Origin of the sequence: Edwardsiella sp. EA181011 (assembly GCF_000800725.1) — a bacterium.
Taxonomy (GTDB): domain Bacteria; phylum Pseudomonadota; class Gammaproteobacteria; order Enterobacterales; family Enterobacteriaceae; genus Edwardsiella; species Edwardsiella anguillarum.
The window spans coordinates 50,654-62,750 of record NZ_CP011364.1 but is presented as its reverse complement, the minus strand read 5'-3'; the positions used below and the strand labels follow the sequence as shown (position 1 = coordinate 62,750).

The following is a 12,097-nucleotide window of genomic DNA, read 5'->3' as shown; positions in this document are numbered from 1 at the left end:
TCATTTAATATGAATTGTGATGCGATGGTGGCGCGAGGGGATCGCCGTTGGCGCGTAAAAAAGCGGCATGGAGTATAATGGCGGAACTTGCCAGCGGGTTATATAAGGCCTCTTTTACTATTATGCAGTTGCAGCAATTGGTCAATATGTTCGGCGCCGACCTACAGCGCCGCTATGGGGAAAAAATTCATAAGCTCACGCTGCACGGCGGATTTAGCTGCCCTAACCGCGATGGAACGCTGGGCCGCGGCGGCTGTACGTTTTGCAACGTGGCCTCCTTTGCCGATGAACAGATGCAGCGGCGCAGCATCGCCGAACAGCTGGAGGCGCAGGCGCGCAAAGTTAACCGGGCGCGACGCTATCTGGCCTATTTTCAGGCCTATACCAGCACCTATGCCGAGGTCTGCATCCTGCGGGATATGTATCGGGAGGCTCTGCAGCAGGCCGATATGGTCGGCCTGTGCGTCGGGACCCGTCCCGACTGCGTACCGGAGAGCGTGCTTGATCTGCTGGCGGAGTACCGTGAACAGGGTTACGAGGTGTGGCTGGAGCTCGGGCTGCAGAGCGCCAACGATAAGACGCTGCGCCGGATTAACCGCGGACATGATTTCGCCTGCTATCAGCGTACGACCCGCGCCGCCCGGGCACGTGGACTGAAAGTATGCAGCCATCTGATCGTTGGACTGCCCGGCGAGGCGCACGCGGACAGTCTCAGCACGCTGCAGCGGGTGGTGGAGACCGGCGTCGAGGGGATCAAGCTGCATCCGCTGCATATTGTGACCGGCAGCGTACTGGCCAAGGCCTGGCAGGCTGGGCGCCTGCAGGATCTGGCGTTAGATAGCTATGTCCACACCGCCGGAGAGATGATCCGCCACACGCCGCCAGAGGTCATCTATCACCGGATTTCCGCCAGCGCTCGCCGTCCCACGCTGCTAGCCCCCCAGTGGTGCGAGAACCGCTGGACCGGGATGGTCGCCATTAATAACTATCTGCTGGAGTGCGGCGGCCAGGCTTCGGCGCTGTCGTAGCCTGCCCTCCTGCGCGGATTTTACGGTATGATTAATAACTTATCCTATTAAGCGACCGGCGTCGCCGTACGGGGCGCGCCGCCGTTGGCTCCCGTCATGACATCCGCCGGGGATAGGTTTACACCGAGATAATTGCCGGGGGAGTGCAAGATGAAACAAATTCGGGTATTGGCCCAGTATTACGTTGATTTAATGGTAAAACTTGGGCTGGTGCGCTTCTCCATCCTACTGGCATCGGCGCTGGTGCTGCTGGCCATGGTGGTGCAGATGGCGGTGACTATGCTTCTGCGTGGTCAGGTGGACAGCATCGACGTGGTGCGCTCGGTCTTCTTCGGCCTGTTGATCACCCCCTGGGCCGTCTATTTTCTGTCGGTGGTGGTGGAACAGCTGGAGGAGTCGCGTCAGCGCCTGAGCAAGCTGGTGAATAAGCTGGAGGAGATGCGTCACCGCGATCTGAAGCTGAACCAGCAGCTCAAGGACAATATCAGCCAGCTTAACCAAGAGATTGCCGATCGCGTCAAGGCCGAAGAGGCCCGCCTGCAGGTACTGGATACCCTGCAGCACGAGATCGATCAGCGCGAGCTGGCGCAGGTAGAGCTGGAGCAGCAGTCGGCGCTGCTACGCTCATTCCTCGACTCCTCTCCGGATCTGGTCTACTACCGCAATGAGAACGGTGAGTTTTCCGGCTGCAATCGGGCGATGGAGCTGCTGACCGGCAAGAGTGAAAAGCAGCTGATCGGACTGACGCCGCGCGATGTGTACGATCCGGATATCGCCCAGAAGGTTATCGAGACCGATGAAAAGGTTTTCCGCCATAATGTTTCCCTCACCTACGAGCAGTGGCTGGTCTATCCCGACGGGCGTAAGGCCTGCTTTGAGCTGCGCAAGGTGCCCTTCTATGATCGGGTGGGCAAGCGCCACGGCCTGATGGGCTTTGGGCGCGATATCACCGAGCGCAAGCGCTATCAGGATGCCCTGGAGAACGCAAGCCGTGAAAAAACCACCTTTATCTCGACCATCAGCCATGAGCTGCGTACCCCGCTGAACGGGATCGTCGGCCTCAGCCGTATCCTGTTGGATACCGAGCTGAATGAGGAGCAGTTGAAATACCTGAAGACCATCCACGTCAGCGCGATAGCGCTGGGGAATATTTTCAATGACATCATTGAGATGGATAAACTTGAGCGGCGCAAGGTACAGCTGGATAACCAGGCCATCGATTTTACCGGCTTTCTGACGGATCTGGAGAATCTGTCCGGGCTATTGGTGCAGCCGAAGGGGCTGAGCTTTACGCTGACGCCGGATCCCGCGCTGCCGCATAAGGTGATAGCGGACGGAACGCGCCTGCGCCAGATCCTGTGGAACCTGATCGGCAACGCCGTCAAGTTTACTCAGCGCGGCGGTGTCAGCGTTCGCGTCTGGCGTGAGCAGCAGGATAAGCTGCTGTTTGAGGTGCGCGATACCGGCATCGGTATTCCTCCGGAGGAGCAGGATAAGATCTTCGCCATGTACTATCAGGTGAAAGATATGCATGGCGGCAAACCGGCCACCGGCACTGGCATTGGCCTGGCGGTCTCCAAGCGTCTGGCGCAGACCATGGGCGGCGATATCGTGGTGAGCAGCGTGGCGGGAGAGGGAGCCTGTTTTACCCTCAGCATCCGGGCGCCGGTCGTCGAGGAGGCGTTGAGCGAGCCGCCCGAGGAGGAGGAGATGCCGCTGCCGGCGCTGCACGTCCTGCTGGTTGAGGATATTGAGTTGAACGTGATCGTCGCACGTTCGGTGCTGGAGAAGATGGGGAACAGCGTTGATGTGGCGATGAGCGGCGCCGAGGCGCTGGCCATGTTTGCACCGCAGGAGTATGACCTGGTGTTGCTGGATATTCAGCTGCCGGATATGACCGGCCTGGATATCGCCCGCACGCTGTGCCAGCGCTATGGAAAACCAGCGCTGCCGCCGCTGGTGGCGTTGACGGCGAATGTATTGAAAGATAAGAAAGAGTATCTGGACGCAGGGATGGATGATGTGCTGAGCAAGCCGCTGGCCGTGCCGGCGCTGACGGCGGTGATCCGCCGCTTCTGGGACAGCGCCCCGGCGACGGCGCTCGAGGCGGGAGAGTCCCATGCGCACGATCTCTGTGAGCTGCTGGATACCGAGATGCTGCAGCAGTATCTGGATCTGGTCGGGCCGCAGCTGATCGATCAGAGTCTGGCGGTATTCGAGAAGATGATGCCGGGCTATCTGTCGGTGCTGGAGTCCAATATGACCGCGCGCGATCAGAAAGGGATTACCGAAGAGGGACACAAGATTAAAGGCGCCGCAGGCTCCGTGGGACTGCGTCATTTACAGCAGCTGGCGCAGCAGATCCAGACGCCGACGCTGCCGGCCTGGTGGGATAATGTGCAGGAGTGGATCGACGAGCTGAAACAGGAGTGGCGCCACGACGTGCAGATTTTACGCGACTGGGTTGCGCAGGCTAATAAAAAATGACCCCGACGGAGTCGGGGTGCGCAACGACTGCGCCAACACCAGGGAAAACGAACATTTACGCATAGTTGATGAAAGAAATTATCAAGAAAAAGTTTGCGTAAATGGATCTAATCGGTTCGACGCACAGCGTCATCAACATACCAATAAGTTGGTTATGGATGTTAGTTCATTCAGTTAAATGTGTGATGTGTTCGTTTTTTTGCCAATACAAAGCCGTAGGGTGTTGACTTCCCCTAAAGTAGTTACTAATGCACAGGGCGCAGGAACGGCACGGATGCAGCGTAAAAAGCGAATAGTTAAGCGTGGTTAATTCTTTGGCGTTCTCCTTGCCGTCCGCGGGATGGGGAGCCTATTCACCGATAATGAGGAGAGGCGATGAAACGAGTCGGCGTAGTACTCAGCGGCTGCGGAGTCTTTGATGGGAGTGAGATCCACGAGGCGGTATTAACGCTGCTGGCGCTGTCCCGCGCCGGGACTCAGGCGGTGTGTTTGGCGCCGGATCGGGAGCAGGCGCAGGTGATCGATCACCTGCGCGGAGAGCCGACGGCGGAGCGGCGTAATATTTTGGTGGAGGCGGCGCGGATTGCCCGCGGCGATGTGACGCCGCTGGCGCAGGCGGATGCCAGCCAGCTGGATGCGCTGATCGTGCCCGGTGGATTTGGCGCGGCTAAAAATCTCAGTAGCTTTGCGACGGATGGCGCGGAATGCAGCATTGATCCGGCGCTGCAGCATCTGGTGACGCGTATGCACCGCGACGGCAAGCCGCTGGGGTTCATTTGCATTGCGCCGGCGCTACTGCCCAGGCTGCTGGGGGGCCCGTGCGGGTGACCATCGGTAACGATGCCGCCACGGCCGCCGCGATTGCGGCGATGGGCGGGGAGCACGTGGCCTGTGCGGTGAATGACATCGTGGTCGACGAGGCGCAGCGGGTCGTGACGACGCCGGCCTACATGCTGGCCAACACTATCGCCGAGGCGGCTGAGGGGATCGATAAGCTGGTCGCACAGGTGCTGGATATGACCCGATGAGTCAAACGGCAGCGTCGCGTCGGGTGCTTCAGCGCATCAGGCGTTGGGGGAGCCGCCTGGTGCTCGCGCTGCTGGGGGCGTGGATCGCCGCGCTGCTGATATTCGCCGTGCTGCCGGTGCCCTATTCCACGGTGATGGTACAGCGACAAATCGGGGCCTGGTTACACGGTGATTTTAGCTATGTTGCCCACCAGACCTGGCGGCCAATGTCGCAGATAGCGCCACAGATGGCGCTGGCCGCGATCGCCGCGGAGGATCAGAAGTTTCCCCAGCACTGGGGGTTTGATCTCACTGCTATCGGGCAGGCATTGGACAGCGCGGATGAGGGGGGAGGCCCGCTGCGCGGTGCCTCGACGCTGTCGCAGCAAACCATGAAAAACCTGCTACTGTGGGACGGTCGCAGCTGGCTACGCAAAGGGCTCGAGGCGCCACTGACGCTGGCGGAAGAGCTGGTGTGGAGCAAGCGGCGTATTTTAACGGTGTACCTGAACATCGCGGAGTTTGGCCCCGGCGTCTTCGGGGTTGAAGAGGCCGCCCAGCGCTATTTCCACAAGTCGGCCAGCCGGCTGACGGCGGGAGAAGCGGCGCTGCTGGCGGCGGTATTGCCTAATCCACATCGCTTCAGCGTACGGGCACCCTCGCGCTATGTGCTGCAGCGTCAGCGCTGGATCCTACGCCAGATGCGCCAGCTGGGCGGAGAGGCTTTTTTACAGCGCTACGATCTGCGTTAGCCGCCGATAGACATCAAACATCCCCGCCGCGGCGGGGATGTTTGGCTATTGCGTTGCGGCTTTACTTCAGCAGCGAGAAGGCGGTGGTGACATGTTTCACCCCGCTGACTTTACTGGCCGTTTGCGCGGCGGCCTGTCCCTCTTTGGGCGTCACTAACCCCAGCAGGAAGACCTCGCCATTTTCGGTGGTCACCTTCACATTGGTGGATTTCACCTGATCGCTGGCCAGTAGCTGGGAGCGTACCTTGGTGGTGATCCAGGCATCGGCCGAGGCCGTGCCCAGGCTGACCGGCTGGCCTAAACGGATCTCATTATAGATCGCCTTAGTGCCTTCAACGCCCATCGCGATCTGCTTAGCGCGGCTAATCAGCGCCTGGCTTGGCGCCTGACCGGTCAGCAGCACCTGCCCCTGATAGGCGGTTACCACGACGCGCGCCTCTTTCTTCAGCTGGGCGTCTTTGCTCAGGGCGTTGGAGATACGGGCCTCCAGGGTGCCATCGTCGACCTGGGTACCCACGCTGCGGGGATCGCTGGCCGCCTGGGTTGCCATAGTCGCACTGCCGATCACGGCGGCGACGCAGCCTTGCAGCAGCAGGGCACTGAGGACGACCAGCGCGGGAAAACATCGGGTTAAGGGAAAACGCATCGTCATGACGACTCCTTCAGTCAGCCTGGTGAGGAAACAGGGTATTATCAATTAAATCGCACAGGCAGTTTACGGTCAGCATATGCATCTCTTGGATACGGGTGCTGCGGTGCGACGGGATGCGGATCTCCACATCCTGCTGCCCCAGCAGACCGGCCAGCTCGCCGCCGTCATAGCCGGTCAGCGCCACGATCGTCATATCGCGGGTAACCGCCGCCTCGACTGCCTTGACGATATCACGGCTATTGCCCCGGGTTGAGATAGCCAGCAGTACGTCTCCCGCATGGCCCAGGGCACGTACCTGCTTGGCGTAGATCTCATCGTGCAGGCGATCGTTGCCTATGGCGGTTAAGACCACGCTATCGGCGTTTAGTGCGATGGCCGGCAGGCTTGGACGCTCGGTTTCAAAGCGATTGATCAGCGTCGCGGCGAAATGCTGGGCATTGGCGCCGGAGGCGCCGTTGCCGCAGCTCAGAATTTTATTGCCGTTCAGCAGTGACTGCACCAGCGTCATTGCCGCGCGGGAAATGGCATCGGGCAGGGCTTCCGCTGCGGCAATTTGCGTTTGTATGCTTTCAGTAAAACAGCCTTTAATTCTTTCCAGCACGGTAAGTGTCCATTTATTTGGAAAAGCCTGAACAGCGTTATGCGCTTCAGACAAATGCATTGGGCAGCCATTGTAACTGGCCGCCGGTGATTGCCAAAACGTCAAAACGACAATCGGCTGTCTCTATACTCTGATTTTGCGTCGCCAGCCAGCGGGCCGCGCAGCACTGTAGACGCTGGCGTTTACGGCGATCAATGCTGGCGGCCGCGCCGCCGTAGCAGGCGTTTTTTCGGTAGCGCACCTCGACAAAGACCCAGGTGGCACCGTCGCGCATAATCAGATCGATCTCACCGCCGCGCAGGCGTACGTTTGCGGCGTGAAAACGCAGCCCGGCCTGCTCCAGATAGCGGCGCGCCCGCTGTTCATGGTGCGCGCCGATCTGGTGAGCGGTTATTGAACCGGGACGATGCTGCCTTTCTGGTACTGCAGCCACGGCAGTTTCCGCTGGATGACGCAGTTGTCGTTGGCGCTCAGCGTCCCGGTCGCGCCCTGAACCTGGAAGCCGGGGATCTGGCGCAGCTGGGCGAAGTGGTTGGCCAGCGTCCAGGCATCAGCGCCCATGGCATACAGCCGCATCAGCGAATAGTCGTTGCGGTACTGGGCCGGCGCCTGCTGCAGAATGGCCGGATCGCTGCCGGCCAACAGCGGAATATCGCTGAACTGAATGCCCTCCATTTCCAAGCGGAAATCGGGACCGGCGCCCGCTTGATAGCTGCGTGAGCTGGCATATAGACCGATGCCGTTATGGGTGCCGTTGGCCAGATCGATCATCGGCTTGATCAGGGTGATCTCGGCCGGCGTCGCAATGATATAGACGGCGTCCACGCCGCCGCCGCTGGCTACCGGCGGCTGCACCGGCGCCGGGATGGTCAGGCCGGCAATCGTCACCGAGGCCGACGGGGCCGGTGCGACGCTGACCGGCTGGCCGGTCAGGCGGATCCCGGTGCCGCCGTTGATGGTGCTGCGCAGCTCGGCGCTGGAGCCGAAGGTTTGCTGCAGCACGCTGCCGCCGCCCAACGACTGCCATTCGGTGGCAAAGGCCTTCGCGACGCGATCGCCCAGCGGGCTGCGCGGGATCAGCAGCAGCGGGGTACGCTTACCCTGAGTCCAGATATGCCGCGCGGCATCGCGCGCTTCATCTTCCGGTGACAGCGCGAAATAGCAGATGTTGGGATGGTTCTGCACCTGCTCGGGCTGGTTGAGCGCCAGAATATTCAGCGGCGTAGAAAGGGTATTGAGTTGATCCACGTTGTTTTTCAGCAGCGGACCGACGACCAGGCTGGCGCCGGTTTGCTGCGCCTGGCTCAGCAGCGCGGGCAGCGGCTGGCTGCTGGTGTCATAGACCTGAATATGCGCGTCGGGATTGCCCGGGCTGACGCCGGGCGCGATCGGATCGCCAGCGGCGTCCAGCGGCGGCAGGGCAGCGCTATCGTTAGGGGCCGCGGGCGCCGCGGCGTCCGCCCCCTGGGCGCTGGGGCTGACGGCGCCGGCGGCGCCGGCGGCGTTAACGTCGGCCGTCGCTGCCGGGGCGCTGTTCGGGGTAAACGCGCCGTTTTTCGCGGCGTTGAAACCGGCCTCAATGGCGTCAGAGAAGACCTTGGCCTGACCGTTCAGGGGTAGCAGCAGCGCAATGCTGGCGGTAGAGGCCGACTGCAGGTGCAGGATATTGTCCAGTGCGCTGGGCAGCAGCGTCGCCGCCGGGTTATTGGGGTAGCGGGTCTGCCAATCTTTGATCGCCGCCTTGAGCAGCGCCGGATCCTGACGGTTATCCTGGTACAGCCGCAGCAGGTCCAGCCAGCCGCGCAGAATATCTTCGTTGGCGTTGATCACCATGCCGTTGAGATCGGCCGGGCTCAGGGTGCTCAGCGCGGCCCAGGTGGCGTCAATGTTGGCCTTGCGCTGCTTCTCCTGCGTCAGCAGCGGCTGCAGCGCGATATAGGCGCGGATCTGCGCCAGGGTGGTTTTCCCCTGCGCGGCGGCGATCACCGTCTGATAGTAGCGCAGCTGCTGCGCCTGACTGAGCTGGGCGACGTCCAGGTTGGCCAGGATGGTCTGCGCCTGCGCCGGGGCGTGCCGTGCGATCTCCAGCTCGGCGCTGACCAGGCGCTGCTCCAGTTGCTGAGCCTCGCTTAGCTGCGACGGCAGCTGGCCGAGCAGGTCGGCCGCCTGAGGTAGCTTTCCCTCCCGCAGCAGTGCACGAATGGCAAGTAATTGCCAGTCAGCCTTGCTATCATCGCTACTCTGCTGCATCTGCTGCAGATAGTAGTCGGCAGAAGCGGTGGCTTCGCTCTGTACGGGGGCCGGTGGCGTGGTAGATATGCGCCCGGAACAGGCGGCCAGCAGTGTGGCGGCCAAAACCAGCGGGATAAGGCGTCCGGACTTGGTGCGGACAGTGATTGAGGAAAGCATACTGTACCCAGTAAATTTTTTCAGAATGCTCAATATTAAATCGACAAACCGGATGAAACAATGAATCAAAACGATCATGCTGCCATTTCTGCGGCGACGCTGTACGTGGTGCCGACGCCTATCGGTAACCTCGGAGACATTACTCAGCGGGCGTTGGAGACGCTGAAAGCGGTCGATTTGATAGCGGCGGAAGATACCCGTCATACGGGAATGCTGTTACAACATTTTGCCATAAATGCGCGCTTCTTTGCATTGCATGACCACAATGAGCAGCAAAAAGCGGATCAGCTACTGGCGAAGCTGCGCGAGGGACAGAGTATTGCGCTGGTCTCCGACGCCGGTACGCCGCTGATTAACGATCCCGGCTATCACCTGGTGCGCCGCTGTCGCGAGGCCGGGATTCGCGTGGTGCCGCTGCCGGGTGCCTGTGCGGCGATCACGGCGCTGTGCGCGGCGGGCGTGGCGTCGGATCGCTTCTGCTACGAGGGCTTTTTACCCGCCAAGGGGAAAGCGCGGCGCGATCGGCTGCGCGATCTGCAGCAGGAGGCCCGTACGCTGATCTTCTACGAGTCGACCCATCGCCTGCTGGAGAGTTTGGCGGATATGGTCAGTGAACTGGGCGCCGAGCGCTATGTGGTGCTGGCGCGTGAGTTGACCAAAACCTGGGAGAGTATCCACGGCGCGCCGGTGGCTGAGCTGCTGGCCTGGGTGCAGCAGGATGAGAATCGGCGTAAGGGTGAAATGGTGCTGATCGTCGAGGGATACCAGGCGGATGAAGAGGCGCTGTCGCCCGAGGCGCTGCGCACCCTGGCGCTGCTGCAGGCAGAGCTACCGCTGAAAAAGGCGGCGGCGCTGGCGGCGGAAATTCACGGCGTGAAGAGGAATGCGCTGTATAAATACGCACTCGCGCAGCAATCAGGTGACAAGTGAGGCGGAATAGCCTATCATCCGCGCCGGAGTTGACTAGACAGTCGCCGCTGTGTCGTCGTCCTTTCGGGGAGACGGGCGCAGGGGAGGAAAGTCCGGGCTCCATAGGGCAGGGTGCCAGGTAACGCCTGGGGGGCGTAAGCCCACGACAAGTGCAACAGAGAGCAAACCGCCGATGGCCCGCTGCAAAGCGGGATCAGGTAAGGGTGAAAGGGTGCGGTAAGAGCGCACCGCGCGGCTGGCAACAGACCGTGGCACGGTAAACTCCACCCGGAGCAAGGCCAAATAGGGGTTCACAAGGTACGGCCCGTACTGAACCCGGGTAGGCTGCTTGAGCCAGTGAGCGATTGCTGGCCTAGACGAATGACTGTCCACGACAGAACCCGGCTTACCGGTCAACTCCCTTCATCTAAAAACCCCGCCTCGGCGGGGTTTTGCTTTTTAGGACGTTGGCGGCGGCGGCGATGCGCTATGCTCCTGCGCTGACGCCTCGCGTTCGCTCTCCTCCGCCAGCGGAGCATTGGCGGTCAGCAGGTAGGAGGATTGTTGCCAGCGACTGCGCCGCGCCTGCAGCAGTGTGCGTGCCAAAATGATGCCAATCGCCAGCGCTAGCAGCATCATCAGGCGCAGCAGGCTGGTGGTGTTGTCTACCTGCTGTGATTCGGTTGCCAGAACGTGGGTGTCCAGCGTCAGGCGCAGGAAGCCGAGGGGGCCATCGCGGCCGTCGATCGGCTGGACTATCTGGTGGTTAAAATAGCTGCCGGCGCGCTGGCCATCCAGCGCCAGCCGATCGCGCACCTCCACCCGTTCGCCGGCCTGGGCGATCAACGACCCGTCCAGCGCATAGACGCTGGCATCCAGGATACGGCTGTGGCGGGTCAGCGTTTCCAGGATGGGGGCGATTTTTTTGGTATCCGGCGTATCGTCATTGATGAGCGGGGAGAGGCGGGCGGCAACCTGCTGAGCCAGGGTTTGCGCCAGCTCGCCGACCTGATCGAGCCGCGCCCGCTGATGACTGAGGCTGAAATAGGACGCCCCCTGCATCAGAATGACCAATAATGCCAGACATATCAGCACGATGGCTGTTCTGTGCAGGCGGAAGCGAAGCGTAGCCTTAACCATTGGGGATCCTTTGCGCCGGTAATGACTTTATGTTGCCAGAAGCCTTGACGATAGGATAGCTTGAGGCACAGTTTTGACGCCGGGATGGCGTTTTTAAGGAGTGGTTATGCCCAACAGTCTTACCTTTTGCGATCTGCCCGCCGAGATTTATCGCTGGCCCGGCCTGCCGCTGTCGCTGAGCGGTGATGAGGTAATGCCTTTGGACTATCGCGCCGGTCATACTGGCTGGTTGCTGTATGGACGTCATCTGGATAAGGCGGCGCTGCAGGCGTTCCAGCGCCGCTTGGCGGCGCCACTGGTGGTGGTGGCCGCGTGGTGCATCGAGGACTACCAGGTGGTGCGCCTGGCCGGCGGTATGCCCGCCAGGGCCGCCAGGCTTGCCAATGAGCAGGGCATCGATACCGCGGTCTTGGGGCGTCTGCCGCACCTGCGCTCGCCGGGGCTGCTGGTGATGGATATGGACTCGACGGCCATTACCATCGAGTGCATTGACGAGATCGCGCGTCTGGCCGGGGTCGGCGGAGAGGTGGCCGCGGTGACCGAGCGCGCCATGCGCGGCGAGCTGGACTTTGCCGCCAGCCTGCGCCAGCGCGTGGCGGCGCTGGAGGGGGCCGACGCCGCCATCCTGCAGCAGGTCAGGGATGCTCTGCCGCTGATGCCGGGGTTAACCAGCCTGGTGCGCAAGCTGCAGGCGTTTGACTGGCATGTGGCGATTGCCTCCGGTGGTTTTACCTACTTTGCCGATCACCTGCGCACGCGCCTGAATTTGAGCGCCGCGGTGGCCAACGCGCTGGAGGTGCACAACGGGCGTCTGACTGGACGGGTCACGGGGCGGATCGTGGATGCGCAGTGCAAAGAGGATACCCTGTGCGAGCTGGCGCAGCGGCTGAATATCCCATTGGCCCAGACCGTCGCCATCGGCGATGGCGCGAACGATCTGAAGATGATCCAGCGTGCCGGGTTGGGGATCGCATTCCATGCCAAGCCCTGCGTCTACGATCGGGCGCCGCTGGCGATTCGTCATGCGGATCTCATCGGTGTCCTGTGCGTGTTGAGCGCGACGTTAAAGCATGAAGAGCGTTAGGGCGTATCCGCGCGGAGCGGCGGCGCCG

The 12,097-nt window shown here is 61.4% G+C and carries 10 protein-coding genes, 1 other RNA gene and 1 pseudogene; 7 read left to right on the top strand and 5 right to left on the bottom strand.

Annotated features, from left to right (window positions below; genetic code table 11):
* Positions 1 to 122 precede the first annotated feature (122 nt).
* The 4 genes and pseudogenes from QY76_RS00260 to mtgA all read left to right on the top strand — a co-directional run bounded on the left by QY76_RS00260 (position 123) and on the right by mtgA (position 5,274).
* The gene (locus tag QY76_RS00260; RefSeq protein ID WP_034162970.1) at positions 123 to 1,028 is read left to right on the top strand and encodes a TIGR01212 family radical SAM protein; all 906 of its coding nucleotides are present in this window, start codon (positions 123 to 125) and stop codon (positions 1,026 to 1,028) included.
* A 150-nt stretch (positions 1,029 to 1,178) separates the two neighbouring features.
* Positions 1,179 to 3,515 (top strand): aerobic respiration two-component sensor histidine kinase ArcB, encoded by a 2,337-nt coding sequence (gene arcB, locus QY76_RS00255; protein ID WP_045425281.1) that lies wholly within the window; start codon positions 1,179 to 1,181, stop codon positions 3,513 to 3,515.
* A gap of 375 nt (positions 3,516 to 3,890) precedes the next feature.
* Positions 3,891 to 4,543, top strand: a pseudogene (gene elbB, locus QY76_RS00250) (isoprenoid biosynthesis glyoxalase ElbB).
* The gene (gene mtgA / locus QY76_RS00245) at positions 4,540 to 5,274 is read left to right on the top strand and encodes a monofunctional biosynthetic peptidoglycan transglycosylase (RefSeq protein ID WP_045425278.1); all 735 of its coding nucleotides are present in this window, start codon (positions 4,540 to 4,542) and stop codon (positions 5,272 to 5,274) included. Before elbB ends, mtgA begins: the two are co-directional and overlap by 4 nt.
* 61 nt (positions 5,275 to 5,335) lie before the next feature.
* Here mtgA and dolP read toward each other — a convergent pair whose 3' ends face one another.
* Genes dolP through QY76_RS00225 form a run of 4 tightly spaced genes read right to left on the bottom strand, consistent with a single transcriptional unit; the run spans position 5,336 to position 8,936 of the window.
* Entirely contained in the window at positions 5,336 to 5,926 is a 591-nt protein-coding gene (gene dolP, locus QY76_RS00240) for a division/outer membrane stress-associated lipid-binding lipoprotein (RefSeq protein ID WP_045425275.1), read from the bottom strand.
* A gap of 10 nt (positions 5,927 to 5,936) precedes the next feature.
* The gene (diaA, locus tag QY76_RS00235; protein ID WP_012847405.1) at positions 5,937 to 6,527 is read right to left on the bottom strand and encodes a DnaA initiator-associating protein DiaA; all 591 of its coding nucleotides are present in this window, start codon (positions 6,525 to 6,527) and stop codon (positions 5,937 to 5,939) included.
* 46 nt (positions 6,528 to 6,573) lie between these two features.
* Positions 6,574 to 6,960, bottom strand: a complete 387-nt coding sequence (locus QY76_RS00230; RefSeq protein WP_034162766.1) for a YraN family protein — start codon at positions 6,958 to 6,960, stop codon at positions 6,574 to 6,576.
* Entirely contained in the window at positions 6,918 to 8,936 is a 2,019-nt protein-coding gene (locus QY76_RS00225; RefSeq protein WP_045425268.1) for a penicillin-binding protein activator, read from the bottom strand. The genes QY76_RS00230 and QY76_RS00225 overlap by 43 nt, the downstream gene beginning before the upstream one ends.
* 60 nt (positions 8,937 to 8,996) lie before the next feature.
* On the opposite strand from QY76_RS00225, the gene rsmI reads away from it, so the two are divergent.
* Both rsmI and rnpB read left to right on the top strand, forming a co-directional pair.
* Positions 8,997 to 9,866: a 16S rRNA (cytidine(1402)-2'-O)-methyltransferase gene (gene rsmI, locus QY76_RS00220; protein WP_045425265.1), complete on the top strand. Its 870-nt coding sequence runs from the start codon at positions 8,997 to 8,999 to the stop codon at positions 9,864 to 9,866.
* Positions 9,867 to 9,891: 25 nt separating this feature from the next.
* An RNA gene (gene rnpB, locus QY76_RS17460) (RNase P RNA component class A) lies at positions 9,892 to 10,270 on the top strand.
* A gap of 34 nt (positions 10,271 to 10,304) precedes the next feature.
* Here the strand turns inward: rnpB and QY76_RS00215 are convergent.
* Positions 10,305 to 10,985, bottom strand: coding sequence for a YtjB family periplasmic protein (locus tag QY76_RS00215; RefSeq protein WP_034162763.1), 681 nt, complete (start codon positions 10,983 to 10,985; stop codon positions 10,305 to 10,307).
* Positions 10,986 to 11,091: 106 nt separating this feature from the next.
* Between QY76_RS00215 and serB the strand changes: the two genes are divergently transcribed.
* Positions 11,092 to 12,069 carry a phosphoserine phosphatase gene (gene serB / locus QY76_RS00210; protein WP_045425262.1) on the top strand — a complete coding sequence of 326 codons (978 nt, stop codon included), beginning with the start codon at positions 11,092 to 11,094 and terminating at the stop codon, positions 12,067 to 12,069.
* Positions 12,070 to 12,097 lie beyond the last annotated feature (28 nt).

Bases quoted from the DNA above. Each gene is read 5' to 3' on its own strand.
- QY76_RS00215 (WP_034162763.1), bottom strand. From the start codon at position 10,985: ATGGTTAAGGCTACGCTTCGCTTCCGCCTGCACAGAACAGCCATCGTG.
- mtgA (WP_045425278.1), top strand. From the start codon at position 4,540: ATGAGTCAAACGGCAGCGTCGCGTCGGGTGCTTCAGCGCATCAGGCGT.
- dolP (WP_045425275.1), bottom strand. From the start codon at position 5,926: ATGACGATGCGTTTTCCCTTAACCCGATGTTTTCCCGCGCTGGTCGTC.
- serB (WP_045425262.1), top strand. From the start codon at position 11,092: ATGCCCAACAGTCTTACCTTTTGCGATCTGCCCGCCGAGATTTATCGC.
- QY76_RS00225 (WP_045425268.1), bottom strand. From the start codon at position 8,936: ATGCTTTCCTCAATCACTGTCCGCACCAAGTCCGGACGCCTTATCCCG.
- QY76_RS00260 (WP_034162970.1), top strand. From the start codon at position 123: ATGCAGTTGCAGCAATTGGTCAATATGTTCGGCGCCGACCTACAGCGC.
- rsmI (WP_045425265.1), top strand. From the start codon at position 8,997: ATGAATCAAAACGATCATGCTGCCATTTCTGCGGCGACGCTGTACGTG.
- arcB (WP_045425281.1), top strand. From the start codon at position 1,179: ATGAAACAAATTCGGGTATTGGCCCAGTATTACGTTGATTTAATGGTA.